Here is a 25,397-nt window from a genome sequence, read left to right on the forward strand (position 1 = left end):
CCTGCCCCAGCGACCAAGGACGCCCGCTTGCCGATTTCCGCCGACCCTGCCCCCGTTTCGCCCAAAGCCGTGGGACGCGCCGTCATCGTCATGGGGGTCAGCGGCTGTGGCAAGTCGACGCTGGGCGCGATGCTGGCCCAGGCGCTGGACTGCCCCTTCCTGGAGGGGGACAGCTATCATTCGGCGGCGGCGGTGGAGAAGATGCGCGGCGGGCAGGCGCTGACCGACGATGATCGCTGGCCCTGGCTCGACCGGCTGGGCGCGGCGATCGCCGGGACGGTGGCGGCGCAGGGCGTGGCGGTGGCGGCCTGCTCCGCATTGAAGCGCGCCTATCGCGACCGGCTGCGCGCGGCGATCGGCGTGCCGGTGCATTTCATCCTGCTCGACAATGACCGCGACGAACTGCTGGCGCGGCTGGGCAACCGGCCGGGCCATTATATGCCCGCCAGCCTGCTCGACAGCCAGCTCGCCACGCTGGAACCGCCGCTGCCCGAGGAAGGGGCGATGATCCTGACCACCAATGTCCCGGCGAGCGAACTGCGCGACCGGGCCCTGATCTGGCTGGGATCTGGCCTGGCTGGGATAGGGTCACACCGACGCGACAGTTGAAAGTTCATAGTGTCGATAGCCAGCGCTGGCGGGCCGAAAATGGGCGCAATGCGCCTGTTACGCGCCGACGAAGCGACAGTGGCGCTACACTGACGCTCCTTTGACGCGACAGTCAGGCGACAGTGAAGCGACAGCAAGGCGACAGTCGGACCGGCGCCGGGCGGCGCGCGCGACGCCGAATAGCGAACCGGCAAAAGGCGTGATGTCGGAAGAGCGGCCTGTTTCATCCGGCAGGATAGATCAGAGAAAGACCGAATAGGAAAGCGCCGCCAGACGACCGCAGGCGATCAATGTCGGACATTCCTCCCCGGAACGGGGAGGTGGCAGCGCGAAGCGCTGACGGAGGGGCAGGTGCCTCTTAGTGCTGCGCTATTGGGCCTGTGCCCCTCCACCGCCTGCGGCGGTCTCCCTCCCCAAGCAAGCTTGGGGAGGAATTGGGTCGCGTGCTGCTTAGCGATAGCGGCCCATCGTCACCTTGAGCCAGACCGGCTTGTCGATGATGTTGAGGCCATAATCGGTCTGGTCGCCATTCCAGATGCGATCGAAGACCCAGTTGTCGCCTTCGAAATGGCCTTCCTCGACCTTGACGATCATGCCGTTGGCCGGGGCGCCTTCGCGCGAGCCGAACTGGACGCGGACATGGTCACCGGTGAAGAGAAATTCGTTGGCCGAAAGCTGCGCCACGACCATGCCGCCGACCATCGCCTTGTCCCAGGCCGGGGTGTCGGCATTGGGGAACCATTCGCGCTGGCCGAACTGCCACTGGCCAAAGCTGGCCGTCACCGTCCAGTCGCCCATGGTGGTGCTGAGCGGCGTGCCGTCGTCCGGCCGCGCCGCGCCCCAGGTCGGGTGGGCGAAGGCGATCTTGGCCCAGGGACGCATCGCCGCGCCGAGCACACCGAATTTCGAGGCGAAGGCGTGGATGGTCGCGTCGTCGAAGCTCTTGGCGCCGAGCGGATAGTTGAAATAGTCGGCATCATCCATGCCGAAGGGCGCGAAGCCGATCGCCCCGCGCCCCAGCGCCGACCAGAAATAGCGGGCATATTCGGCGGCATTGCCGATCTCCGGCACCATCAGCGCATTGTCGGGACGGGTGTAGAGATCGAGATGCTTGAAGACGTTGCGGCTGCCCCGGTCATAAATGTCGGGCGCGGCCAAATCGAGCGAGGGTGCCGCCGCCTTCCAGATATCGATCACATCGCCCTGCGGCCCGCCACTCGACACGGTCATCGGGTCGACCGGCTTGTAGGGATCGGTCAGCGAGGCGTTCACATACATGGGCAGCGGCTTGATCGCCTTGCCGGCCTTGGCCAGTTCCTCGATATAGCGGGCGGTGTACCAGGTATTGAAAGTGCGATCGGCGGTGTCGCCGAACACGCTCTTCCAGTTGCCCGCCGGCTTCTTGAGGGCACGGGTCAGTTCGGCCGGGACCGGGCCTTCGAACAGTTTCTGCGCGGCGGCGCTGAAGTCACGGGGATTCTGGTAGCTGCCGACCTCATTTTCGGGCTGCACCATGATGACCGTATTCTGCGCATCATGGTCGCGCACATAGGTTATGAGCTTCAGAAAGGCGCGCTTGTCCGCCGCCAGCGTGGCCGCGCCATGGGGCGAAAGCACGCCATGATCCTTGCCATCGGCGGTCTTCATGCGCGGGAAGCGGCGATTGTCGAGCTTCACCCAGTCGGGGGTATAGGCAAGGCCGGTATTCTTCCAGGCGCCGAACCAGAGGAGGACGATGCGCTTGTCATGGGCGCGCGCCTCGTCAAGCAGGGTCTGGACGAAGCTATAGTCGAACTGGCCTTCCTTGGGCTCAAGCTGCTCCCAGGCGACCGGCACTTCGACCGTATTGGCATGGATGCTGTCGAGCCGGTCCCAGACCTGCTTCAGGGGCGCGGCATAATTGCTGCTGTTATTGACCTGGCCACCCAGCATCAGGAAGGGCGCGCCGTCGACGATCAGGGCATGGCGGCCATTCTTGCTCTCGATATGCGGCACTTGTCCGCCATTCTGGGCGAGCGCGGGGGTTGCGAGCAGCATGGCGCCCGTGAGCAGGGGAAGAAGATTGCGCATCAGATCGGGTCTCTCAGGGCTGTTCGTCTAGGGAAAATATGCGGGTGGCGGCGGTCCATTTGGCGCCGGGGACGGACCAGGGCAACGGCCGCTGGACGCCGTCCATCTCCGCTTCCCAGGCCTGCACCGCCGGATCGGCGGCGTCGGCCGCCGCCTTGGCCGCCGGGTCGAAATCCGGGCCGGTCTCCATCAGCATGACCAGCCGGTTGCCGCTGCGATAGATATCCATCGCCCGGACATCGGCGGCACGGATGCTGGCGCCGATGGCCGGCGGCAGTGCGCCGGACGCATGCCATGCCTCATATTGGGCGATGGCGGCCGCATCGTCGGCCAGGTCGATCAGCAACACATGACGCATCACATCACCCAGCCGCCGTCGATCACATGGACCGCGCCGGTGGTGAAGGCGGCATCGTCGCTGGCGAGATAGAGGACCAGGCCGGCAATCTCCTCCGCCTTGCCGAGGCGTCCCATCGGCTGGCGCGCGACGAAGGCGGTCTGGGCGGCTTCATAATCGCCGGTGTCGTGCAGCCGCTGCTGCAGCGAGGGGGTGTCGACGGTGCCGGGGCAGATGCAGTTGCAGCGAATGCCCTGCCCGACGAAATCGGCGGCGACCGCCTTGGTCAGGCCGATCACGCCCGCCTTGGTCGCGCCATAGGCGAAGCGGTTGGGGATGCCCTTCACCGAGCTGGCGATGGAGGACATGTTGACGATCGCGCCCGCGCCCTTTTCCACCATGCCCGGCAGGAAGGCCGAGATGGTGTGATATTGGGCGGTCATGTTGAGCGCGACGGCAAAGTCCCAGTCGGACTGGCTGCATTCCAGGATATTGCCGGCATGGACCACGCCGGCAATGTTGGCGAGGATGTCGATCGGGCCGATGTCTGCGGCCAGTGCGCGCACGGCAGCGCCGTCGGTGACGTCGAGGGCGAGCCGCTCGCAGCCCTCCAGCCCGTCGAGTGCATCAAGATCGCGGTCGGTGGCGAAGACGCGCGCGCCCTCCGCCACGAAACGCTCGACCGAAGCCCGGCCGATGCCGCGGGCGGCGGCGGTGATGAGCGCGGTCTTGCCGGCGAGGCGGCCGTTCTGCGGGGCGCTCATGCGCGCGCCACCATCGGCAGACATTCGGGACCGATGGGATCGAAAGCCTTGTAGGTCAAAATAAACTCCTGATGGCCCAGTTGTTCGGAAAGGCTGCGCTCGCCCGCCGCGACGGCGAGGATGGCATCATAGATTTCCTGGCCGACCTGATCGAGGGTCGCTTCCCCCTCCAGGATGCGGCCGGCATTGACGTCCATGTCGGCGGCCAGGCGGCGGCCGGTTTCGGGATTGGCGCAGATCTTGATGACCGGCGAGATCGCCGATCCGACCACCGATCCGCGCCCGGTGGTGAACAAGGTGACATGCGCGCCGCAGGCGATCAGCTCGACGATCTCGGCATTGTCGGAGATGTTGGGGAAGCCGAAGCGCGGCTCGCCATCGGGCACGACGTCGAGCAGATAGAGGCCGCCCATCGGGGGGATATCGCCCGGCTTCAAGATGCCGTCGATCCGCGAGCTGCCCGACTTGCTGTAGGCACCCATGGATTTTTCCTCCTGGGTGGTGAGGCCGCCTTCGGCATTGCCCGGCGCGAAGCTGCCAAAGCCCATGACGGTATAATAGGCCTCCGCCTTCTGCACGCAGGCCTCGATCGCCGCGGCGAGTTCGGGCGTGGCGGCGCGGTCGGCCATGATCTTCTCGCAGCCGACCAGTTCGCCGGTCTCCTCGAAGATGCAGGCTGCCCCTTCCGCCACTAGCCGGTCGAAGGCGCGGCCGACCGCCGGATTGGCGGTGATGCCGCTGGTGCCGTCCGACCCGCCACAGATGGTGGCGACGACCAGTTCCTCGACGCCCATCGGCACGCGCTCGACCCCGGCGATCTGCGCCCGCACCCGCTCGACCGCTTCCAGACCGGCGGCGATGGTGGCGGCGGTGCCGCCCTTTTCCTGGATCACCAGCAGCTCGGCCGGACGGCCGCTCGCCTCCACGACGGCGCGGAGCTTTTCGCGGTTGAAGCTTTCGCAGCCGAGCGAGACGATGACGAGGCCGCCGACATTGGGATGGGTGGCGATCGCCTCCATCACCTTGGCCGCATAGGCGTTGGGATAGCAGCCGGGGAAGCCGATCAGCTGGACATCGGGATCATCGGCCTTGTCTACGATGCGGCGCGCGACATGGTGCGCGCATTCGACCAGATAGGCGACGGCGACGACATTGCGGATGCCCTTGCGCCCGTCGGAACGGAGCCAGCCCTGGATCATGCGCCCTGCTCCAGCGCGGTGCGGGTGTGGCTGCTGATATAATCGCTCTTCATATTATGCATATGGACCCATTGGCCGGCGACGACCGGCGCGGTCATCGAGCCGATCGGCGCGCCATATTTGATGACCTTGTCGCCCTGCGCCAGCGCCATACGGGCGATCTTGTGGCCGATCGCGATGCCTTCGCGCGCGGGGATGGTGCCACCGGCGACGGGCAGGATATCGCCCGCCTCGATCGCGCTGACGCAGATCAGCACATTGTCGTTAGGGTGCAGCAGGATGAGGCGGCTGTCATGTTCAAGCATGGCTGTGGGCCTTGGCAAGAGGATGGGCACGGGCGGCGGCGTCGAGCGCCGGCCAGAGCGTGTCTGGAATGGAGGCGCCCAGGCGGGCGATCGTGTCATGGACCTGATCCGCGCCGACCAGGCCGGGGATCACGGCCATGACCTGTGGGTGGCGCAGCGGATATTGCAGCGCGGCGGCGGGCAGCGCAACGCCGGCATCGCGGCAGAGCGCCGCCATGGCATGAGCGCGGGCGAGGATCGCCGGGTCCGGTGCGGCATAATCGAAATGGAGCGGGCCGCTGAGATCACGGGCGAGGATGCCGCTATTATAAGGGCCACCGACGATGACCTGCACATCGGCGCTGGCGCAGCGGTCGAGCAGTTCCTCCGCGCCGCGATCGAGCAAGGTGTAGCGGCCGGCGATCAGGATCGCGTCCAGTTCCACCCGGTCGAGCAATTCGTGGCAGATCGCGACCTCGTTGACGCCGATGCCGATCGCGCCGATCGCGCCGGCGTCCCGCAGGTCACGCATCGCCCGATAGCCGCCGTCGAGGAAGGCGGCGAGATGATCATCATGCGCGTCGCCATGGGTCAGGCGGCCGATATCATGGGCGAGCAGCAGGTCGATCCGGTCGCGGAGCAGGCGCTTCTGGCTGCTTTCGAAGGAGCGCAGCACGGCGTCATGGCCATAGTCGAAATGCGGCTCGAACGGGTCGGCATCGACGAAGCCATGGCGTTCGCCCTGCGCTTCGGTGGGCCGCAGCAGGCGGCCGACCTTGGTCGAGACCCGCGCCTTGTTCTGCGGGTCATGGTCGGCAAGCGCCGCACCCAGCCGCCGTTCGGCGAGGCCAAAGCCATAATGGGGGGCGGTGTCAAAATAGGCGATGCCGGCGGCGAAGGCGGCGTCGAGGGTGGCGCGCGCCTCCGCATCGCTGACGACGCGATAGAGATTGCCGATGGGCGCGGTGCCCATGCCGAGGGTGGGAAAATCGATCATGCGGCGGCTCCCAGCGTGACGCTATAGAGGCGCGCGGCATTGTCGGCGAAGATGGCGCGATGGGCCACGACCGGCAGCGATGTGCGCGCGAGATCGAGCCAGGCGGCATAGTCGGACGCGAGGGTCAGCACCGGCCAGTCGCTGCCCCAGAGCAGGCGATCCGGGCCGAACAGGGCGAGCAGTTCGGCGGTGAAGGGAGCGGCGGCGCCCTCCCCTGCCCCCGGCGCCAGCTCTGTCAGCAGGCCCGACAGCTTGCAGGCGACATTCGGGCAAGCGGCGAGATCGGCCATGGCGGCGCGCCAGTCCGTCGGGATCGCGTCGCCGACCAGCGGCTTGGCGGCGTGATCGACGATTATGCTGAGGTCGGGCTGGCGCCGGGCCAGCCGGGCGAGCGAGGCAAGATGCTGCGGCCGCACCAGCGCGTCGAGCACCAGCCCTTCGCGGGCGAGCGCCGCAAAGCCGGGTACCAGTGCCGGATCGTCGAAACAGTCGGGCGCGCGGCCCTGCATCATCGGACGGATGCCGACCAGCGGCCCGGCGACCTGCATCGCGGCGACGCGAGCGGCGACGTCTCCCGTAAGATCGACCCAGCCGACGACGCCGGCGATGCGATCGGTTTCGGCAGCGAGTGACAGCAGCCAATGGGTGTCGGCATCCGATTCCTGGCTCTGCACCAGGATCGCGGCGTCGACCTTGTTGGCATCTAGCTGCACGAGCAGATCATCCAGCCCATAATCGCGATGGATCGCCGGCAGGTCTTCGCCGGGCCAGCTGCAATCGTTGCAGCCAAGCTGCCAGAGATGGACATGGGCGTCGATCATGCCGCCCCGCCCTTGCCCCGCATGCGATGGGCATAGTCCGCGACCACCAGGAAGCAGAAAGCGGGCACCGCCATCGCGGCGTTGATCGTGCCGGCCAGGTCGGAAATCAGTCCCATCACGGCCGTCAGCACCGCGCCGCCGATGATGGCCATGACGATCATCGATGCGCCCGGCTTGGTCAGCGGGCCGAGGCCGTCGAGCGAGAGGACGAAGATGGTCGGATACATGATCGACATGAAGAAGCTGGCCGCCACCAGCGCGACGACGCCGGGCAGGCCGAGCCAGACCGAACCGACCAGCGCGAGGCCGAGATTGACGAGCGCGAACAGCCGCATCAGCCGCGCGCCATCGAAGCGGGAGAGCAGCGCCGCACCGGCAAAGCGACCGGCCATGAACAGGCCGAGCGACAGGGTCAGCAGCCAGGCGGCATGCTGGGCGGTGATGCCCGGCAGCGCCGCCTGCGCATAGCGGATGAGATAGCTCCAGATGCCGACCTGCGCGCCGACATAGAAGAATTGAGCTGCGACCCCGGCCAGATAGCGCGGACGACGCAGCAACTGGCGATAGCCGGCCAGCGGCGAAGTGGCGCCGGCATGGCCCTCCACCGCCGCCTTCGGGAAGGAGGTGCGCGCGAGCAGAGCCGCCCAGGCCAGCACGACCAGCGCGATCAGCAGATAGGGCAGGCGCACGGCCGCGGCAGCAGCGGCGCCCTGTGCCGGCGCATCGGACAGGATCAGCGTCGCGCCCAGCGCCACGCCGGTGATCGAGCCGAGCGGATTGAACGCCTGGGCGAGATTGAGGCGGCGGGCGGCACCGGCGGCATCGCCCAGCACCGCGACCATCGGATTGGCGGCGGTTTCGAGGAAAGCCAGGCCACTGGCGATCACGAACAGGGCGAACAGGAAGAAGGGATAGCTGACCGCGGCGGAGGCCGGCAGGAACAGCAAGGCGCCAAGCGCGAACAGCAGCAGGCCCAGGATCACCGTCGCCTTGTAGCCGAAACGCTGCGCCGTCAGCGCGGCGGGAATGGCGAAGCAGAAATAGCCCAGATAAAAGGCCGACTGGACCAGGCCCGAGGCGAAGTCCGAAAGGGCGAAGGCGTGCCGGAAATGGGCGATCAGCACGTCGTTGAGATTATTGGCAAGGCCCCAGAGGAAGAAGAGGCCGATCGTCAGCATGACCGCCATCCTTGTGGCGCCGCTATCTTCCTGTCTGTCTACCCTGGCATCTGCCTGCATCACCCATCCTCTCTATTGGCGAACATGGCAGGCCCGTCCCTGTTGGGATCGGGCCTGCGCAGTCGGGGGAGGCTACACGCCTCCCATGCGGATCAGTAGGTGATCCGGGCCGTCAGGCTGATGCGACGGTCATTGACCACCACGTCACGCGGACGGCTGTCGATACCGAAATAGGTCGCACGACGGGTGTTGGTCAGGTTGGTGCCGTCCAGCGCCAGCGCGAACTGCGGCGTCACATTATAGCTGATCGACGCATCGAGCTGACCGAAGGGCTTGTTGAACACCGGCAGGCTGCCGGTGCCGTTGCCCGCCGTGGTCACGACATATTTGCTGCGCCAGTTATAGGCGACGCGGGCCGACAGGCCGCCCTTCTCGTAGATGCCGACGATATTGTAATTATATTTCGACAGCAGTTCGAGCGGAACGTTGGTGACCGGGCCGCTGGTGGCGGGCGACGGTGCCTGCGAGTCCACATAGGTGAAGTTCGCCTGCATGCCGAGGCCGTCGAACGGACCGGGCAGGAAGTCGAAGAACTGCTGATAGGCGAGTTCAAAGCCCTTCACCTTGCCCTTGGCGACATTGTTGTAGGACGTCACTTCATATTCATAGCTGTTGCCATTGTCGAAGGTGACGTCGCGATAGGACACGGCGGTCTGGATGTAGTTCTTGATATTCTTGTAGAAAGCCGCTGCGGTCAGCGAGCCGGTCCGCGAGAAATACCATTCCACCGTCGCGTCCAGATTGTCCGACTTCATCGGCTTCAGATACGGGTTGCCGCCGCTGGCCGTGTGGATCTGATCCTGCTGCGCGGCGCCCGGTTCGCTGATCGTCAGGCTGGGGTTGAGCTGCGTGAAGGTCGGACGCGAGATGTTCTTCGCGGCGGCGAAACGCAGCTGCAGATTGTCGGTCAGGTGGACGCGCAGGTTCAGGCTCGGCAGGACCGAGGTATAATCCTGCGACACGGCGATCGGGTTGAACACGGTCGGGCCGCTGACTTCATTGCCATTTTCGTCCAGCACGATCGGGGTCTGCTGATAATAGCCCGACACGTCGAGATTGGTGCGGACCACGCGGACGCCGATATTGCCGTCGATCGGATCGGCCTTGAAGAAGGCGGTGGCATAGCCGGTGAAGGTCTTCTGCCGCTGCTGGTTGGTGCCGCTCTGGGTATAGGCCGGCGCGCTGGCAATGCCCAGCGTGTCGAGCGTGTTCTGATAGTTGCGGATGATGCCGCGGTTGAAGGCGATGATGTTGCCGAACAGGTCGGCGTCGCCGCGGAAGAAGTCGCCCAGGTCAACCGTTTCCAGTTCGCTGGGGATGCCCGACAGGCCAGTATAGCGATAGCCGGTGTCGATCGTGCGGTTCTTGCGGTCGGCATAGCGGAAGCCGGCCTTGATCGACGACAGGATGCCGGCATCGAAGCGATATTCGGCGTCGAGGCGCGCGGTCTTGTCCGACGCCTTCGATTCATTGAGGTTATCGAGATAGAAGGCGCTGGTGTAGGTCGCCGGGTTGGTGAGGCCGGTTTCCGAACCGATGTTCACGACCGGGATCGAACCCGAAATATCCTGATAGAGCGTGTCGGCAACGCCGTTCAGGCCGAAGATCGAGCGCAGATTCTTGGTCTTGGCATCGACATACTGGCCGTCGGCGGTGATCGTCAGATTGTCGACCGGCTTCCACTTCAGGTTCAGCGAATAGTCCGTCGTCGTCGAATGACGGGTCTGGGCGCTGGTGTTGTTGCCGACCGGCACGTCGATGAAGGTGCCGCTCTCGAAATCGCCATTGTCGGCATAGGTGAAGGCAGCGCCCGGCTGCGGGATGATTGCGCTGCCCGAGCTGTAGGCAAAGAAGCTATAGTCGTCGAAACGGAACTTGTAGTCCGAACGGAAGACTTCGGCAGTCAGCTCCAGCGTGTCGCTGGGGCGCCACTGGAGCGCGACATCGGTGCCGAGGCGACGACGATCGCCATAGACTTCGCCGATACCGGTACCATGCGGCAGGGTCGTGGTCTGGCCGGTGCGGCCCAGGCTCGCCAGCACTTCGGCGTCGGTCGCGTTGGTCGGATCGAGCGTGTAGAAGGGCTCGGTCGAGATCGTGTCCTGACGGAAGGCGGTCTTCTGGAAGGAGACGCTGGCGAGGATACCGATTTCACCGATGCCGGTGTCCCAGCGGTCGCTGACCATCAGCGAGGCCGACGGCTTGAACTTGTCGGTCAGGTCGAAATAGCTCTGGGTCGCGGTGGCGGCGACCTTCAGACCGTCAAAGTCGAACGGCTTGCGGGTGCGGAAGTTGATCGTGCCCGACAGCTGATCCTCGATCAGATCGGCCGACGGATTCTTGTAGACGTCGATGCCCGACAGCAGTTCGGACGGGATGTCTTCCAGGTTCAGCTGGTTGGCGCCCGAGGCGGTGAAGATGTCGCGGCCGTTGAGTTCGGTGCGGACCTGGGTCAGGCCGCGGATCGCGACCGAGCTGCCTTCGCCATATTGACGCTGGACCTGGATGCCGGTGATGCGCTGCAGCGCTTCGGCGACATTCCGGTCGGGCAGCTTGCCAATGTCTTCGGCGACGATCGAGTCGACGATCACGTCGCTGTTGCGCTTGATCGACTGGGCGCTGGAAAGGCTGGCGCGGACACCGGTGACAACGATGCCATCTTCGGACGCAGGAGCATCGCTCGACTGTTCCGCAGCCACATCCTGGGCGTGCGCCTGGACGCTGCACCCCAGCATGACGCTGGCGAGCGAGATACCGGCGAGCAATTCCGCACGCGACGGCACGTTAAAATTCTTGAACATTTGGTCCCTTCCTCTCCCCTGGCCCCTGGTCGGAGCACTGATCGATTCGGCGCCGCGATGCCGCGGCAAAAACATATTCCCCTGCCGTGATATTTCCCTATTGGGAGCGATACCAACGCGGCGCCCTATTACTCTCCGTTTCCAATTTGTGAAATATAAAAATTGATTTCACCTGTAGATGGTGTGTAGGGAAGGACCAACAGATGATGGCGCTACCAAAGGCGAGATAGCGCCCGATTGGTGAGGGGATCGGGATGGAAGGCAAGGCGCGCTACCAAGCGCCGGCCCTGAAGAAAGGGCTGGAAATTCTGGAGCTTCTGGCCGGTTCCAGCGAGCCGCTGATCATGTCCGACATCTCCGCCGCGCTCGGCCGGTCGGTCAGCGAGATTTTCCGCATGCTCCAGGTGCTGGAGGAACATGGCTATATCGCCCGCGCCGAGGATGGCTATCGCCTGACCAACCGGCTGTTCACCCTGGGCATGAGCCAGCCGCCGATTCGCGACCTTGCCTCGACCGCCCTGCCGGTCATGCAGGAACTGGCGCGGCAGGCCGGGCAAAGCTGTCATATGGCGGTGGTGTCGGGCGCGGAAATGGTCGTCATCATCGCGATCGAGGCGCCGGGCCTGTCGGGCTTTGCAGTGCGCGTGGGCTATCGCCGGCCGCTGCACCGCTCCAATTCCGGCCGCATCCTGCTCGCCTTCCAGTCGCCCGAAAATCGCGAGGCGATGCTGAAGGACATCCGGGCGAGTGATCCGCAGTTCGAGGAAGGCGATCTGGTCGCGCGGCTGGACGCCGCCGTCGCGGCGGGCGGCGCGGTGTCTCCCAGCCCGATGCTGACCGGCATCACCGACCTGTCGGCGCCGATCCTGGTCGGCGGGATCGCCCGTGCATCGCTGACCATGCCCTTCGTCGACGGCGCCGCCAACCGGGCGAGCATCGAGCAGTGCAATGACCTGGTGCGCGCCGCCGCGCAGGCGATCGGCGCGGCCATGTCGCCGATCAAGGATGCGCCGTCCCGCGCCAACGCCATGGAGGAAGAGCAATGACCCTGCTGGATCGCCGCACCGCGCTGATCGCCGCCGCCGGCCTTGCCGCCCTGCCCGGCCTTGCCGCCGCGCAGACGACGACGGCCGACGAGGTGATCGAGCTGTGGCCCGGCCCGCCGCCCGGAAACACGGGCGCGCGGATCGTCCGCAAGATCGACGATCAGTCGAAAGACCCGGCCAAGTCCGATCGCTGGGTGACGGGGATCGCCCGCCCAGTGCTGGTGGTGCGCCGCCCTGCCCGCCCCAATGGCGCGGCGATGCTGGTAGTGCCGGGCGGCGGCTATGGCTTCCTGTCCTATGACAATGAAGGCACGAGCCAGGCCGCCTGGCTCAACGAACAGGGCATCACCGCCTTCATCCTGCTCTATCGCCTGCCCGGCGAAGGCTGGGTGCAGCGGCAGGACGTGCCGTTGCAGGATGCCCAGCGCGCGATGCGGCTGATCCGCGCGCGGGCTGTCAATTTCGCTGTCGACAAGGGCCGCGTCGGCGTGCTCGGCTTTTCGGCCGGCGGCCATCTGGCGGGATCGCTGGCGACGCGGCATGGCGAGCGCGTCTATGCCCCGGTCGATGCCGCCGATCGCGAAAGCGCGCGCCCCGATGTCGCTGGCCTCATCTATCCGGTGGTCAGCCTCGACGCACCCTTCACCCATGGCGGGTCGCGCGACATGCTGCTGGGGGAAGGCGCCAGCGCCGATATGCGCCGGGCGCGATCGGTGGAGATGCGGGTGGACGCCGATACGTCGCCCATCTTCCTGGTCCATGCCAGCGACGACGGGCTGGTGCCGCCGGCCAACAGCATCGCCCTGTTCCAGGCGATGGAAGTCGCCAAGCGGCCAGTCGCGCTCCATATCTTCGAGGATGGCGGCCATGGTTTCGGCGTGCGCCTGCCCAGGACGATGCAGGCGTCGGCCTGGCCCGGCCTGTTCATGACATTCGCCGCCAAGCAGGGATTGCTGGCGCAATGAAGACAGCGCTGTCGATAGGCCTGCTCGCGCTTGTCGCCAGCGCTGCGTCCGCGGCACCGGGCTCCTATCAAAGCGCGCCCGAACGCCGCGCCGTCGCGGAAAAGGATTGGGGGCCATGGCTTGGCCCGTTCCGCGCGAAACTGGTGCCCAGCCTGATGCAGGATTTTGGCGAACGCTATCTTTACGCCCCGGCCAATGCCGCGCTGCCCGCGCCGAAACCTGGCGAGCAGCGCGTCGTGTTCCTGGGCGATTCCATCACCGATCGCTGGAACCTGGCGGCAAGCTTCCCCGGCAAGCCCTATGTCAATCGCGGCATCGGCAGCCAGGTGACGGCGCAGATGCTGCTGCGCTTCCATCAGGATGTCGTGGCGCTGCAGCCGAAGGTCGTGGTGATCCTGTCCGGCATCAATGACGTCCAGGGCTTCCTGCAACAGGAAAGGCCCGAGCAGATCGAGGCCAATTGGGAAGCGATGGCCGACATCGCCACCGCCCATCATATCAGGGTCGTGTTCGGATCGATCCTGCCGGTCAACAACTACACGGATGCGGCGAAGGATGTGGTGGCGGAGCGCAAGCCGGCCGAACTGGTCGCGCTCAACCAGTGGCTGCGTGCCTATTGCGCGCAGCATGGCCATGTCTTTGCCGATTATCATGCCGCGATGGTCGACCAGAATGGCCTGATGGCCGCCGCCTTTACCCAGGACGGCGTGCATCCGCTGGACAATGGCTATGCCGTGATGGCGCCGATCGCCGCCAGGGCGATCGCGCAGGCGCTAGGAACAAGGAAATGAGGACGACGATGCTGCGTTTCACCGCCCCCCTTCTCGCCGCTGCCTGCGCGGTGGCGCTGGCCGCGCCCGCCCTCGCCGAAACCAAGGTGCCGGGGGATCCGCATGCCAATGATCCGGTCGGCATCGTCGCCGATCCCTGCCCCCCCCATGAGAAGCCGAGCGACGAGGCCGGCTGGAAGCTGTGGAACCTGCACATGCTGACCCGCGATTTCGGGCAGCTGTGCCGTTATGCCGCCGCCAACAAGGCAATCGAGGGTCAGAAAGTGCGCGTCGTCTTCATGGGCGATTCCATCACCGACAACTGGATCAACCTGGACCCGACCATGTTCCAGAACGGGCTGGTCGATCGCGGCATCAGCGGCCAGACGACGCAGCAGATGCTGGTGCGCTTCCGCAATGACGTGATCGCGCTGAAGCCGAAGGCGGTTCACATCATGGCGATGACCAACGATATCGCCGGCAATACCGGTGCGGCGACGATGGAAACGGTGCTGGGCAATATCCAGACCATGGCCGACCTCGCCCGCGCGCACGGCATCAAGGTCATCATCGCCTCCGTGCCGCCCGCCGCCGCCTTCCCCTGGAGCCCCGGCATGACGCCCGCGCCGCAGGTTGCCGCGATCAACACATGGCTGGCCGACTATGCCCACGCCAACGGCTTCACCTTCGTCGACTATCACAAGGCGATGGCGCAGCCCGATGGCGCGATGAAGCCGGGCCTGTCAAGCGACGGCGTCCATCCGACCAGGGAAGGCTATGCCATCATGCGTCCGCTGGCCGAAGCCGCGATCGCCAAGACATTAGGAGCCAAGTGATGCAGGATTTCGGACGCCGATCCTTCCTGGCGGGCGCGGCTGCGCTGGGCCTGGCCAATGCCGCCCGCGCGGCCAGCCCGATGGGCACCGCCAAGGGTCCGGTGCAGGCGAGTTGGCCCTCGCTGGTCGACAATTACCGCTATCCCGACTGGTTCCGCGACGCGAAGCTGGGCATGTGGTCGCACTGGGGGCCGCAATCGGTGCCGGCGCAGGGCGACTGGTATGGCCGCTTCATGTATATGCAGGGCCACCCGATGTACGAACATCACCTCAAAACCTACGGCCATCCGTCGGTCGCGGGGATGAAGGACATCCAGAATCTCTGGACCGCCGACAAGTGGGATCCCGATGCGCTGATGGCCAAATATCAGAAGGCCGGCGCGAAATATTTCATGGCGCTGGCCTGCCATCACGACAATCTCGATTGCTATGACAGCCGCTATCACGCCTGGAACAGCCTGCGCGTCGGGCCGAAGAAGGACATCGTCGGCATCTGGGAGAAGGCGGCGCGCAAGGCCGGCCTGAAATTCGGCGTGTCGAACCATGCCGCCCATGCCTGGCACTGGTATCAGCCCGCTTATGGCTATGATCCGGTCGGCCCGCAAAAGGGCGTGCGCTATGACGCCTATACGCTGCGAAAGGCCGATGGCGTCGGCCAATGGTGGGATGGCCTCGACCCGCGCGAACTTTATACCGGCGGCCATGCCGTGCTGCCCGACGGCATCGACACGATCGAGGCGATGGACAAGTGGCACGACGTCCATAACGGCCAGTGGATCGAGACCGGGCCGAAGGATGACCCGGCCTATGTCACCCGCTGGCTGCTGCGCCAGACCGACCTGGTCGCGAAATACAAGCCCGACATGGTCTATATGGACGATCATGAACTGCCCTTCGGACCCGTAGGGCTGGAAGCGGCGGCGGACTATTATAACCGGTCGATCGAATGGCACGGCAAGATCGACGTGGTCATGACCGGCAAGCAGCTCAAGCCCTATGCCCGGTTCGGCATCGTCCAGGATGTCGAGCGCGGCTATACTGACCATATCTGGGACGAGCCGTGGCAGACCGACACCTGCATCGGCGACTGGTTCTACAATATCGCTCGCCTGACCGACAAAAGCTACAAGAGCGCCGAGCAGGTGATCCAGCGGCTGGCCGATGTCGTGTCGAAGAACGGCAATCTGATGCTGTCCATCCCACAGCCCGGCGACGGTTCCATCGACAGCGAGGCCGAGAAGATCCTGGACGCGATGGCGGGATGGATGGTGCATGGCAGCGAGGCGATCTTCGGTTCGCGCCCGTGGAAGCGCTATGGCGAAGGGCCGACCCAGGCGATCGTGGGCATGCAGAATGAGGAGAAGGCCAAGCCCTTCACCGCGCAGGACATCCGCTTCACCACCAACAAGGGCGCGCTCTATGCGCTGTTCCTGGGCAAGCCGGCCGGATCTACGACCATCCGCTCACTGGCGCGCAGCCAAGGGACTGGCACAATCGAGCGGGTGACGCTGCTCGGCGGCGGCCAGCTTGCCTTCCATCAGGATGGCGCGGGCCTCCACTTCACCATGCCGCACGGCATCGATTTCGTCCCCGCCGTCCGCATCGACGGCCGGGGTCTGGTTTAATGCAAGTACAGGGAATGACTGGGATGATCGCAAAGGGCTTCAAGGCAAGACTGGCGGGGATCGCATTGGGTGCATCCTGCATCGCCATCGCCGCACCAGCGCTGGCCGCACCGATGGCGCTGCTGGACCGCAATGGCAGCCGGGTCGCGATCGAACCCTATGCCCCCAATATCGTGCGCGTCACCATCGCGATGGACCCGGACCTGGCGCAGGCGGCACCAGGCGAAGGCCCCAATGCCAAGGCCGATGCCAGCGGCTGGACCCATAGCAGCGACGCGACCGGCGACATCTTCACCTCCTCGGCGATCTCGCTGACCATCGATGCCCAGCCCTGGCCCGGCGCGCCGACCCAGATGCAGCGCTATTTCGCCCCGGCCCTGCCGCCGGTCAGCCTGTCGGTGAAGGATGCCAGCGGCACCGTCCTGACCAAGATGACCGGCTGGGAAATGGCGCCGGTGACGGTCAATGGCGAGAAGACCTTCAAGGTCGGCGCCAGCTTCGACGCGCCGCTGGACGAGCATTATTACGGCCTGGGCCAGAACCAGGAAGGCTATATGGATCTGCGCGGCAAGCAGATCGACTGTTCGCACAGCTATGACGCGCCGGCCGGCGAGACCGTCTGCGTTCCCTTCCTGGTCACCAACAAGGGCTATGGCATCGTCTGGGACAATCCGGCGCGCACTTTGGTGTGGCCGGGCCTGCACAATTCGACCCGCTTCCAGAGCCAGGTCGGCGAACGCGTCTCCTTCTTCGTCATCACCGGCAAGACGACCGATGACCTCTATGCCGGCTATGCCAAGCTGACCGGCGCGACGCCGCTGCCGCCCAAGGCCGGTTTCGGCCTGATCCAGAGCAAGGCGCGCTACGAGAGCCAGAAGGAATTGCTCGACGTCGCCAATGGCTATCGCCAGCGCAATCTGCCGCTCGATATCATGGTGCTGGACTGGTTCTACTGGACCCGTATGGGCCAGCTCGACATCGACCGCACCTATTATCCCGACCCCAAGGGGATGAACGACCAGCTCAATGCCATGGGCATGCGGTCGATCATCAGCGTGTGGCCGCGGTTCGAGCGCGAAGGCCGCTATTTCGAGTATCTCAAGTCCAAGGGCTGGTTCCTGAAGGACAAGGACGGCAATCCGGTCGATGGCCTGCCGATGCGGTCCGACCGGGCCGGCGCGCTGATCGACAGCACCAATCCGCAAGCGCGGGAATGGTTCTGGGGCAAGCTGCGCGACAATATTGCGAGCCAGGGCTTCGACTGGTTCTGGCTGGACGAGACCGAGCCCGATCTGGTGCCGGACGGCTATTTCTACTCGATCGGTTCGGGCGACCGCTATCATAATCTGTTCCCGCTGGTGCATACGTCGGGCGTGGCCGAAGGCTCGGAGCGCGACCGTCCCAATTTCCGCAACATGATCCTGGCGCGCGCCGCCTATCTGGGCTCGCAGCGCAATGGCGGCCTGTTCTGGTCGTCGGACATCAAGTCGACCTGGGAAGCGCTCGACCGGCAGGTGCCGGCCGGCCTCAACTTCACCGCGTCGGGCCTGGCTTATTGGGGTAGCGACATTGGCGGCTGGCAGTGGCCGAGCGGCCCCAAGGCGCAGCATCCGGTGCTGCTCGATCCGGCCGGCATGACGGCGGCGGGTGCGGATTATACCGATTATCCCGAACTGTTCGTGCGCTGGTTCCAATATAGCGTGTTCACGCCGACGCTGCGCATCCATGGCCAGCGCCCGGACACGGAATTGTGGACCTATGGCAAGGCGGCCGAGCCGATCCTGGCCGACTGGCTGCGCCTGCGCTACACGTTGATCCCCTATATCTATGCGCTGGGCCGCCACACCTATGACACCGGCGCGCCGTTCATGCGCGGCCTGTTCATGGACTTCCCGAACGATCCCAAGGTGTCGGCCATCGGCGACCAATATATGTTCGGCCCCGCCTTCCTGGTCGCCCCGGTGACCAAGCAGGGCCAGACCAAGCGGTCGGTCTATCTGCCCGCCGGCACCGCCTGGTATGATTATTGGACCAACCAGAAATATGAGGGCGGCCAGACGATCGAGGTGGATGCGCCGATCAACCGCATGCCGCTGTTCGTGAAGGCCGGTTCTATCGTGCCGATGGGCGTGCAGGTGAAGAGCACGGCCGAGAAGCAGGCCTTGGAAAGCATCCGGGTTTATCCGGGTGCCGACGCGCGCTTCACCCTTTATGACGATGACGGCACGACCAATGCCTATCGCAAGGGGGGCATGAAGGCCGAGTTGGTCTGGGACGACAAGGCAAAGACGCTGACGAGCAAGACGAAGCTGCCCACCGGCCAGGCCATCAGCGGCCTGGTGCAGATCGTCGGTCAATAAGGAGACAAAGAAGATGACGGGTATCAATCGCCGCGAACTGGGCCTGGGCCTGGGTGCCGCCGCGCTGGGCGCGGGCCTGGCCGGGTGCAGCTCCGCGAGCACCCAAAATGCGGCCGGGGCCGCGCCGCAAGGCGATCTTGCCTTCCCCGCCGACTTCCTGTGGGGCTGCGCCACCGCCGCCTATCAGATCGAGGGCGCCGTGAACGCCGACGGCCGGGGCCAGACCAACTGGGACGTGTTTTCCCACACGCCCGGCAAGGTCGCCAATGGCGACACCGGCGACATCGCCTGCGACAGCTATAACCGCTATCAGGACGATATCGCCCTGTTGAAGGCGCTGGGCGTCAAGGCCTATCGCTTCTCGATCGCCTGGTCGCGCATCTTTCCCGATGGCCGGGGCCAGCCCAACGCCAAGGGGCTGGACTATTATAATCGTCTGGTCGACGGGCTGCTGGCGGCGGGCATCACCCCGCATGTCACCATGTTCCACTGGGATCTGCCCGCCGCCCTGCCGGGTGGCTGGCAGAATCGCGACACCAGCTACGCCTTTGCCGACTATGCCGGCTATACCGCCGGCAAGCTGGGCGACCGCGTGAAGAATTTCATGACGCTCAACGAACTGCGCTGCTTCACCGATTTGAGCTACATGACCGGCGGCAAGGCGCCGGGCCTGAAGCTGCCGATGAAGGAAGTGAACCAGGTGCGCCATCATGGCGTGCTGGCCCATGGTCTGGGCGTGCAGGCGATCCGCGCCGCGACCAAATCGGGCACGCAGGTCGGCATTGCCGACAATCCCAACATCTATGTCCCCGCGATCGAGACGCCCGAACATATCGAGGCGGTGAAGAAGGCCGTGCGCGAGGAGAACGCCATGTTCCTGACCGCGATCATGGAAGGCCGCTACATCGACAGCTACCTGACCGCGCAGGGCAAGGATGCGCCGGTGGTCAAGGATGGCGACATGAAGCTGATCGGCGCGCCGCTCGATTTCCTGTCGGTCAACGTCTATACCGGCAACACCGTCCGCGCCGACGAGACCGCGCCGTCGGGCTACAAGATCCTGCCCCATCCGGGTCAGGCGCCCCGCATGCCCTCCCCATGGCTCTATGTGACGCCGGAGGTCATCTATTGGGGGATGCGCGCCATAGCCGAGAACTGGAAGCCCAAGGGCCTCTATATCTCCGAAAATGGCTGCTCGGCCGACGACAAGGTGGCCGAAGACGGCAAGGTCTATGACACCGACCGCGTCATGTATCTGCGCAACTATCTGACCCACCTGCAGCGCGCGACCCGCGAAGGCATTCCGGTGAAGGGCTATTTCGTCTGGAGCCTGATGGACAATTTCGAGTGGGAGGATGGCTATACCAAGCTGTTCGGCATCCACCATGTCGACTTCAAGACCCAGAAGCGCACGCCCAAGCTCAGCGCCGACTGGTATCGCGAACTGGTGCGCACCAACAAGCTGGTGTGACCCGAGCGCCGCCGCCGTCCCCTTGCGGATGGCGGCGGCGACCTAAAATTCCACGCCATATCGACATATGGCGTCGCATGGGCATTATCCCCTCGCATTGCCGGCCGCTGACTCGCGCCGCGCAATATTCAAGAGAGATAAGGAGTTACCCATGACGATGTCGCCGCTGTCCCGTGCCTCACGCGCCGCCTGGCGGACGCTGGCCTGTGCCGGGCTGCTGTCCGCTTCCGCCCTGGCCGTGGCGGCCACGACCGCGCCGCAGTTCGACGTCGCGCGCATCGTCAACGACATCAAGATCCTGGCCAGCGACGAGTTTGAAGGCCGTGGCCCGGCGACCCGCGCCGAGACCAAGACGATCGACTATATCGCCAAGCAGATGGCGGCAGCCGGGCTGAAGCCCGCCGGCGACAAGGGCACTTGGTTCCAGGACGTGCCGCTGCGCATGTCGAACATCACCGGCACGCCCAGCCTGTCGATGACCGTGGGCGGCGCGGCCCAGCCGCTGACCCAGGGCACGGAAATCGCCGTGCGCGCGGCCGAGACCGGCCAGTCGGCGGTCAAGTTCGCCAACCTGCCGCTGGTCTTCGTTGGCTATGGCGTGAAGGCGCCGGAACGCGGCTGGGACGATTTCAAGGGCGTGGACCTTAAAGGCAAGATCATGGTCGTGCTGGTCAACGACCCCGATTTCGAGGGCGGCGAAGGCGATTTCGGCGGCAAGCTGATGACCTATTATGGCCGCTGGACCTACAAATATGAAGAAGCCGCGCGCCAGGGCGCGGCCGGCGTGCTGGTGGTGCATGAAAGCGAGCCCGCCTCCTATGGCTGGGCGACGGTCAAGAACAGCAACACCAACACCATGTTCGACATCGTCCGCGCCGATCCCAAGAGCGCGCACACCCAGATGGAAGGCTGGATCCAGAAGGATCTGGCCGCCAAGCTGCTGGCCGCGTCGGGCGTCGATTTCGAGGCGGCCAAGGCGGCCGCGCGCAAGAAGGACTTCAAGCCCATTCCCCTGAAGGCGACGATGAGCGCCGACTATGCGGTGAAGTCGGAAATCATCACCTCGCACAATGTCGCGGGCATCCTGCCGGGCAGCAAATATCCCGACGAGACCATCATCTATTCCGCGCACTGGGACCATCTGGGCATCGGCGCGCCGGACGCGAAGGGCGACACCATCTATAATGGCGCGCGCGACAATGCGTCGGGCACCGCCGCCCTGCTGGAACTGGCCCGCGCCTATGCCAAGGGCCCCAAGCCCGAGCGCAGCGTGCTGTTCCTGGCGGTGACGGCCGAGGAGAAGGGCCTGCTGGGTTCGGAATATTATGCCGACAATCCACTGCGCCCGCTGGCGACCACGGCCGGCGTCATCAACATGGACGGTCCCTTCGCCGCCGAGAAGACAGTGAACTTCTCCATCTCCGGCGCGGCGAAGCTGGACCTCTTGACCCTGCTGACGCAGGAAGGCGAGAAGCTGGGCCGCCATTATACGCCGGACGCACGGCCGGAAGCGGGCAGCTTCTACCGCTCCGACCATTTCCCGATGGCCAAGCGCGGCGTGCCTGCCATCTCGTTCAACCCCGGCCGCGAACTGGTGAATGGCGGCGCGGCGCGCGGCAAGGAACTGGGCGATATCTATACCCGCGATCGCTATCACCAGCCGGCCGACCAGTATGACGACAGCTGGAATACCAGCAGCTGGGAGGGCGACATGACCCTGCTCTACAATGTGGGTCGCCGCGTGGCCGACGGCCATGACTGGCCCAACTGGTCGAACGACAGCGAATTCCGCGCGGCCCGCGACGCCAGCCAGGCGCAGCGCAAGTAAGATGTGAGGCGTGGCGGCCGATGCCTACCGGCCGCCATGTCATATCGGCAGTTCGTGGGTCGACTTGATTTCGGACAGGGCGACGGTCGAATTGATTTCCTGGACGCCGGGCAGCTTGCTCAGCCGTTCGAAGAAGAAGCGTTCATAGGCCTCGATATCCTTGGCCACGATGCGCAGCATGAAATCCATCGTGCCGAGCAGCACGAACGCCTCCAAGACTTCGGGAAAGCCGCCGATCGCGGCGCTGAATTCGTCCAGATTGGCGCGGCCATGGGCGTTGAGCTTTACCTGGGCAAAGACCTGGGCATTGAGGCCGACCTTGCGCCGGTCGAGCAGGGCCACCCGCTTGCGGATCAGCCCTTCCTTTTCCAGCCGGTCGATGCGGCGCCAGCAGGGTGACGGGGTCAGCCCGACCTTGTCCGCGATCTCCGCCGTGGTCTGGCTAGCATCGCGCTGCAATTCGCGGAGAATCTTCCGCTCAAAACGGTCGAGTTCGATCATATTTTCCTACATATCGACGATGACAGGATAATTCATCCTCATATTGGCGATATCGGGCTTCAAATCAGGCAAGATTCTTCTCTGGAGACCGGCGATAAGGCGGCATCATCCCGAGGAGAAGAATATGGTTTCCCGTCCTGCCCGCCTGAACCCGCCGATGCAGTCGGTGCGGCTGCTTGATCCCGCCAGCGGGCTGGACGGCGTGATTGCCATCCACAGCACCGCGATCGGGCCGGGCGCCGGCGGCTGCCGCTTCTGGCATTATGCCGACATCGGCGCGGCGCTGGACGATGCCTGCCGCCTGGCCGAGGGCATGAGCTACAAGAATGCCATGGCCGGCCTGCCCTTCGGCGGCGCCAAGGCGGTGCTGCGCCGGCCCGAAGGCGAGTTCGACCGGGTCGCGCTGTTCCAGGCGTTCGGCCGCGCGGTCGAGGAACTGGGTGGCACCTATGTCACGGCCGAGGATGTCGGCACCAGCGTCGCCGACATGCAGGCGGTGGCCAGCCAGACCCGCCATGTTGCCGGGCTGGACGTAGCCGAGGGCGCTGCCGGCGGCGATCCGTCGCCTTGGACCGCGCTGGGCGTGTTCGAGGCGATGCAGGCGGCCGCCCGCCAGTCGCTGGGTGCCGAACTGTCCGACCTGACGGTCGCGGTGCAGGGCACCGGCAATGTCGGCGCGGCGCTGTGCCGTCGCCTGGCCGATGCCGGCGCCCGCCTGGTGATCGCCGACATCGATCCGCGCCGCCGCAACACCCTGGCCGCCGTGCTGAACGCGAATGTGGTGGACGTGGCCGACATCGCCGCGGTCGAGGCGGACATCTTTGCCCCCTGCGCCCTGGGCGGCGCGCTCGATCCGCAGAGCGTGGCGGCGATGCAGGCGCGCCTGGTCTGCGGCGCGGCCAACAACCAGCTGGCGACGCCCGATGTGGCGGAGCTGCTGCGGGCGCGCGGCATCGTCTATGTGCCCGACTATGTCGCCAATGCCGGTGGCATCATCAGCGTGTCGGCCGAATATCTGGGCGAGGACCGCGCCAGCGTCGCCGCCCGCGTCGACCAGATCGGCGGCCGGGTCGCCCAGATACTTGACCAGGCCAAGCGCGAGGAGCGCTCCCCCGCGCTGGTCGCCGACGAAATGGCCGAAGCCATCATCGGCGAGGCCGAACGCCAGGCGGCGTGATTGCAAGCCGCAATGATGCTGCGCATCAGCGGCTTGCAACGCTCAGACGCCGCGCGGGCTTGATCAAGGCGTGATGTGGAAAACCCATCACGCCTTGATAGTCCCCCTTCCCCTCTGCGCTGTCGGTCAGTCCCGGCAGCGCAGGGTGGCAAGCGCCGCCAGCAGCATGACGGCGCCGGCAAAAGCCATGGTCCAGATCGGTTCGGTCGGGAAGAAATGGCGCATGATCGTGCCCATCACCGTCGCCACCAGCAATTGCGGGATGACAACGAAGGCGTTGAACAGCCCCATATAGATGCCGAGCTTGGTCTGCGGCACGCTGGAGGCGAGCATCGCATAGGGCATGGCAAGGGTCGAGGCCCAGGCGATGCCGATCGCCACTTCCGACAGTAGCAGCGCCTGTGCATCGCGCAGGACCAGGAAGGACAGGAAGCCGAGCGCGCCAAGCGTGAGCGCCAGCGCATGGGTCCGGGCCTGGCCGATGCGGCAGGCGAGCGGCTGGAGCAGGAAGGGCGCGGCGAAGGCGGCCACGCCATTATAGGTGGCGAACAGGATGCCGACCCAATTGCCCCCTTCATTATAGGCGGCGCTGGTCGGGTCGGCCGACCCGAACACATATTGGGCGACCACCGGCGTGGTATAGATCCACATGATGAAGAGCGCCGACCAGGTGAAGAACTGGACCAGCGCCAGCTTCTTCATCATCGCCGGCATGGTCGCGAAATTGCCGACCACATGGCTGAGCAGATTGTCGGTCCGGCCCTGCGCATGGAGGCCCCGCGCGACGATACGGGCGATGCCATAGGCCGCGAGCAGCCCGCCCAGCAGATACAATTCCTTTTCCAGTGCCCAGCCCCAAACGGCGGCGATGATGGCAAGGCCAGCGACGATCCAGAGCGGACCGCCGGCGGGGACCGGCGGCGCCTCCTCTTGCCTTGCCGCTTCGCTGGCCTGGGCAAAGCGGGCCATCTGCTCGGGCGAATATTCGCGGGTGGTGAGCACGGTCCAGAGCACGGCGAGGAACAGCGCGGCGCCGCCGATATAGAAGCTGACGCGCACCGTGTCGGGGATCATGCCGGCGGACGCGACATTGGAGACGCCCATCTGGTCGAGCAGCCAGGGGGTGGAGGAGCCGATCACCGCGCCGGTGCCGATGAAGGCGGTCTGGATCGCATAGCCGGCCATATGCTGTTCCTTCGCCAGCATGTCGCCGACAAAGGCGCGGAACGGCTCCATCGAGACATTGAGCGAGGCGTCGAGAATCCAGAGCATCAGCGCGGCGGCCATCAGGCCGGGCGCATTGGGCATGCCGAACAAGGCGAGCGCCGCGAACAATGCACCGGCGAAGAAATAGGGCCGGCGCCGGCCGAGGCGGCACCAGGTGCGGTCGCTATAATGGCCGATCACCGGCTGCACCAGCAGGCCGGTCAACGGCGCGGCGATCCACAGCAAGGCGAGATTGTCGAGATTTTCGCCCAGCGACTGGAAGATGCGCGACATGTTGGCGTTCTGCAGCGCAAAGCCGATCTGGATGCCGAAGAAGCCGAAGCTGATATTCCACAGCCCCCAGAAGCCCTGGCGCGGCCGGCCATCGGACGTCGTCGCGCCCGGTTCCAGCCCCATCTCATTCATTCCGGCCATCCCCATCCTTCGCCTTAACTTCGCACATTTCCCGCACATTTTGATATTAAGTTGCGA

21 protein-coding genes are annotated in these 25,397 nt (G+C 65.3%); 10 read left to right on the forward strand and 11 right to left on the reverse strand.

The genetic code is table 11. The features are described 5' to 3' along the window. Window positions 1–27: 27 nt before the first annotated feature. Window positions 28–609, forward strand: a complete 582-nt coding sequence (locus DIZ22_RS13200) for a gluconokinase (RefSeq protein ID WP_122928287.1) — start codon at window positions 28–30, stop codon at window positions 607–609. A gap of 450 nt (window positions 610–1,059) precedes the next feature. On the opposite strand, the gene DIZ22_RS13205 is transcribed toward DIZ22_RS13200, so the two are convergent. From DIZ22_RS13205 to DIZ22_RS13245, 9 genes are all read right to left on the reverse strand, one after another. Beyond that, window positions 1,060–2,679: a DUF5597 domain-containing protein gene (locus tag DIZ22_RS13205; RefSeq protein WP_122928288.1), complete on the reverse strand. Its 1,620-nt coding sequence runs from the start codon at window positions 2,677–2,679 to the stop codon at window positions 1,060–1,062. Between the two features lie 13 nt (window positions 2,680–2,692). Beyond that, window positions 2,693–3,037 (reverse strand): L-rhamnose mutarotase, encoded by a 345-nt coding sequence (locus DIZ22_RS13210; RefSeq protein ID WP_122928289.1) that lies wholly within the window; start codon window positions 3,035–3,037, stop codon window positions 2,693–2,695. Continuing rightward, window positions 3,037–3,780 carry an SDR family oxidoreductase gene (locus DIZ22_RS13215; RefSeq protein ID WP_234415724.1) on the reverse strand — a complete coding sequence of 248 codons (744 nt, stop codon included), beginning with the start codon at window positions 3,778–3,780 and terminating at the stop codon, window positions 3,037–3,039. The genes DIZ22_RS13210 and DIZ22_RS13215 overlap by 1 nt, the downstream gene beginning before the upstream one ends. After that, window positions 3,777–4,979, reverse strand: coding sequence for a UxaA family hydrolase (locus DIZ22_RS13220; RefSeq protein ID WP_048937600.1), 1,203 nt, complete (start codon window positions 4,977–4,979; stop codon window positions 3,777–3,779). Before DIZ22_RS13220 ends, DIZ22_RS13215 begins: the two co-directional genes overlap by 4 nt. Continuing rightward, window positions 4,976–5,284, reverse strand: a complete 309-nt coding sequence (locus DIZ22_RS13225; protein WP_122928290.1) for a UxaA family hydrolase — start codon at window positions 5,282–5,284, stop codon at window positions 4,976–4,978. The genes DIZ22_RS13220 and DIZ22_RS13225 overlap by 4 nt, the downstream gene beginning before the upstream one ends. Then, window positions 5,277–6,260, reverse strand: a complete 984-nt coding sequence (locus DIZ22_RS13230) for an aldo/keto reductase (RefSeq protein WP_122928291.1) — start codon at window positions 6,258–6,260, stop codon at window positions 5,277–5,279. Before DIZ22_RS13230 ends, DIZ22_RS13225 begins: the two co-directional genes overlap by 8 nt. Then, complete coding sequence (locus tag DIZ22_RS13235) at window positions 6,257–7,081, reverse strand: amidohydrolase family protein (RefSeq protein ID WP_122928292.1); 825 nt, start codon at window positions 7,079–7,081, stop codon at window positions 6,257–6,259. Before DIZ22_RS13235 ends, DIZ22_RS13230 begins: the two co-directional genes overlap by 4 nt. Continuing rightward, window positions 7,078–8,259, reverse strand: a complete 1,182-nt coding sequence (gene fucP / locus DIZ22_RS13240) for an L-fucose:H+ symporter permease (RefSeq protein ID WP_240626728.1) — start codon at window positions 8,257–8,259, stop codon at window positions 7,078–7,080. The genes DIZ22_RS13235 and fucP overlap by 4 nt, the downstream gene beginning before the upstream one ends. Window positions 8,260–8,411: 152 nt before the next feature. After that, a complete protein-coding gene (locus tag DIZ22_RS13245) occupies window positions 8,412–11,120 on the reverse strand; it encodes a TonB-dependent receptor (protein ID WP_122928294.1) in 2,709 nt (902 codons plus the stop codon). Window positions 11,121–11,374: 254 nt separating this feature from the next. Here DIZ22_RS13245 and DIZ22_RS13250 point away from each other — a divergent pair, with 254 nt between their 5' ends. The 8 genes from DIZ22_RS13250 (at window position 11,375) to DIZ22_RS13285 (ending at window position 22,021) form a co-directional block, all read left to right on the forward strand. Further along, window positions 11,375–12,166: an IclR family transcriptional regulator gene (locus DIZ22_RS13250; RefSeq protein ID WP_122928295.1), complete on the forward strand. Its 792-nt coding sequence runs from the start codon at window positions 11,375–11,377 to the stop codon at window positions 12,164–12,166. Continuing rightward, the gene (locus DIZ22_RS13255) at window positions 12,163–13,131 is read left to right on the forward strand and encodes an alpha/beta hydrolase (RefSeq protein ID WP_122928296.1); all 969 of its coding nucleotides are present in this window, start codon (window positions 12,163–12,165) and stop codon (window positions 13,129–13,131) included. The genes DIZ22_RS13250 and DIZ22_RS13255 overlap by 4 nt, the downstream gene beginning before the upstream one ends. Next, window positions 13,128–13,922: a GDSL-type esterase/lipase family protein gene (locus DIZ22_RS13260; protein WP_122928297.1), complete on the forward strand. Its 795-nt coding sequence runs from the start codon at window positions 13,128–13,130 to the stop codon at window positions 13,920–13,922. Before DIZ22_RS13255 ends, DIZ22_RS13260 begins: the two co-directional genes overlap by 4 nt. A gap of 8 nt (window positions 13,923–13,930) precedes the next feature. Next, entirely contained in the window at window positions 13,931–14,737 is an 807-nt protein-coding gene (locus DIZ22_RS13265) for an SGNH/GDSL hydrolase family protein (protein WP_122928298.1), read from the forward strand. Continuing rightward, window positions 14,737–16,362: an alpha-L-fucosidase gene (locus tag DIZ22_RS13270; RefSeq protein ID WP_122928299.1), complete on the forward strand. Its 1,626-nt coding sequence runs from the start codon at window positions 14,737–14,739 to the stop codon at window positions 16,360–16,362. The genes DIZ22_RS13265 and DIZ22_RS13270 overlap by 1 nt, the downstream gene beginning before the upstream one ends. Window positions 16,363–16,385: 23 nt before the next feature. Then, window positions 16,386–18,722: a glycoside hydrolase family 31 protein gene (locus DIZ22_RS13275; RefSeq protein WP_122928300.1), complete on the forward strand. Its 2,337-nt coding sequence runs from the start codon at window positions 16,386–16,388 to the stop codon at window positions 18,720–18,722. Between the two features lie 13 nt (window positions 18,723–18,735). Continuing rightward, the gene (locus DIZ22_RS13280) at window positions 18,736–20,193 is read left to right on the forward strand and encodes a GH1 family beta-glucosidase (RefSeq protein WP_122928301.1); all 1,458 of its coding nucleotides are present in this window, start codon (window positions 18,736–18,738) and stop codon (window positions 20,191–20,193) included. 151 nt (window positions 20,194–20,344) lie between these two features. Continuing rightward, window positions 20,345–22,021, forward strand: a complete 1,677-nt coding sequence (locus DIZ22_RS13285) for a M28 family metallopeptidase (RefSeq protein WP_122928302.1) — start codon at window positions 20,345–20,347, stop codon at window positions 22,019–22,021. A 39-nt stretch (window positions 22,022–22,060) separates the two neighbouring features. On the opposite strand, the gene DIZ22_RS13290 is transcribed toward DIZ22_RS13285, so the two are convergent. Next, window positions 22,061–22,522 (reverse strand): Lrp/AsnC family transcriptional regulator, encoded by a 462-nt coding sequence (locus DIZ22_RS13290; protein WP_122928303.1) that lies wholly within the window; start codon window positions 22,520–22,522, stop codon window positions 22,061–22,063. A gap of 124 nt (window positions 22,523–22,646) precedes the next feature. Here DIZ22_RS13290 and DIZ22_RS13295 point away from each other — a divergent pair, with 124 nt between their 5' ends. Beyond that, window positions 22,647–23,699, forward strand: coding sequence for a Glu/Leu/Phe/Val dehydrogenase dimerization domain-containing protein (locus tag DIZ22_RS13295; RefSeq protein ID WP_004208391.1), 1,053 nt, complete (start codon window positions 22,647–22,649; stop codon window positions 23,697–23,699). Between the two features lie 126 nt (window positions 23,700–23,825). Here the strand turns inward: DIZ22_RS13295 and DIZ22_RS13300 are convergent, their stop codons facing one another. After that, window positions 23,826–25,331 carry an MFS transporter gene (locus DIZ22_RS13300; protein WP_122928304.1) on the reverse strand — a complete coding sequence of 502 codons (1,506 nt, stop codon included), beginning with the start codon at window positions 25,329–25,331 and terminating at the stop codon, window positions 23,826–23,828. Window positions 25,332–25,397: the final 66 nt, after the last annotated feature.

It is taken from the genome of Sphingobium sp. LF-16, assembly GCF_003711185.1.
Lineage (GTDB): Bacteria > Pseudomonadota > Alphaproteobacteria > Sphingomonadales > Sphingomonadaceae > Sphingobium > Sphingobium yanoikuyae_A.

Coding starts and splice junctions, on each gene's coding strand:
- DIZ22_RS13215 (WP_234415724.1), bottom strand. CDS start 3,780: ATGAGCGCCCCGCAGAACGGCCGCCTCGCCGGCAAGACCGCGCTCATC.
- DIZ22_RS13250 (WP_122928295.1), top strand. CDS start 11,375: ATGGAAGGCAAGGCGCGCTACCAAGCGCCGGCCCTGAAGAAAGGGCTG.
- DIZ22_RS13260 (WP_122928297.1), top strand. CDS start 13,128: ATGAAGACAGCGCTGTCGATAGGCCTGCTCGCGCTTGTCGCCAGCGCT.
- DIZ22_RS13285 (WP_122928302.1), top strand. CDS start 20,345: ATGACGATGTCGCCGCTGTCCCGTGCCTCACGCGCCGCCTGGCGGACG.
- DIZ22_RS13265 (WP_122928298.1), top strand. CDS start 13,931: ATGCTGCGTTTCACCGCCCCCCTTCTCGCCGCTGCCTGCGCGGTGGCG.
- DIZ22_RS13290 (WP_122928303.1), bottom strand. CDS start 22,522: ATGATCGAACTCGACCGTTTTGAGCGGAAGATTCTCCGCGAATTGCAG.
- DIZ22_RS13230 (WP_122928291.1), bottom strand. CDS start 6,260: ATGATCGATTTTCCCACCCTCGGCATGGGCACCGCGCCCATCGGCAAT.
- DIZ22_RS13295 (WP_004208391.1), top strand. CDS start 22,647: ATGGTTTCCCGTCCTGCCCGCCTGAACCCGCCGATGCAGTCGGTGCGG.
- DIZ22_RS13225 (WP_122928290.1), bottom strand. CDS start 5,284: ATGCTTGAACATGACAGCCGCCTCATCCTGCTGCACCCTAACGACAAT.
- DIZ22_RS13245 (WP_122928294.1), bottom strand. CDS start 11,120: ATGTTCAAGAATTTTAACGTGCCGTCGCGTGCGGAATTGCTCGCCGGT.
- DIZ22_RS13205 (WP_122928288.1), bottom strand. CDS start 2,679: ATGCGCAATCTTCTTCCCCTGCTCACGGGCGCCATGCTGCTCGCAACC.
- fucP (WP_240626728.1), bottom strand. CDS start 8,259: ATGCTGACGATCGGCCTCTTCTTCCTCTGGGGCCTTGCCAATAATCTC.
- DIZ22_RS13235 (WP_122928292.1), bottom strand. CDS start 7,081: ATGATCGACGCCCATGTCCATCTCTGGCAGCTTGGCTGCAACGATTGC.
- DIZ22_RS13270 (WP_122928299.1), top strand. CDS start 14,737: ATGCAGGATTTCGGACGCCGATCCTTCCTGGCGGGCGCGGCTGCGCTG.
- DIZ22_RS13255 (WP_122928296.1), top strand. CDS start 12,163: ATGACCCTGCTGGATCGCCGCACCGCGCTGATCGCCGCCGCCGGCCTT.
- DIZ22_RS13220 (WP_048937600.1), bottom strand. CDS start 4,979: ATGATCCAGGGCTGGCTCCGTTCCGACGGGCGCAAGGGCATCCGCAAT.
- DIZ22_RS13210 (WP_122928289.1), bottom strand. CDS start 3,037: ATGCGTCATGTGTTGCTGATCGACCTGGCCGACGATGCGGCCGCCATC.
- DIZ22_RS13280 (WP_122928301.1), top strand. CDS start 18,736: ATGACGGGTATCAATCGCCGCGAACTGGGCCTGGGCCTGGGTGCCGCC.
- DIZ22_RS13275 (WP_122928300.1), top strand. CDS start 16,386: ATGATCGCAAAGGGCTTCAAGGCAAGACTGGCGGGGATCGCATTGGGT.
- DIZ22_RS13300 (WP_122928304.1), bottom strand. CDS start 25,331: ATGAATGAGATGGGGCTGGAACCGGGCGCGACGACGTCCGATGGCCGG.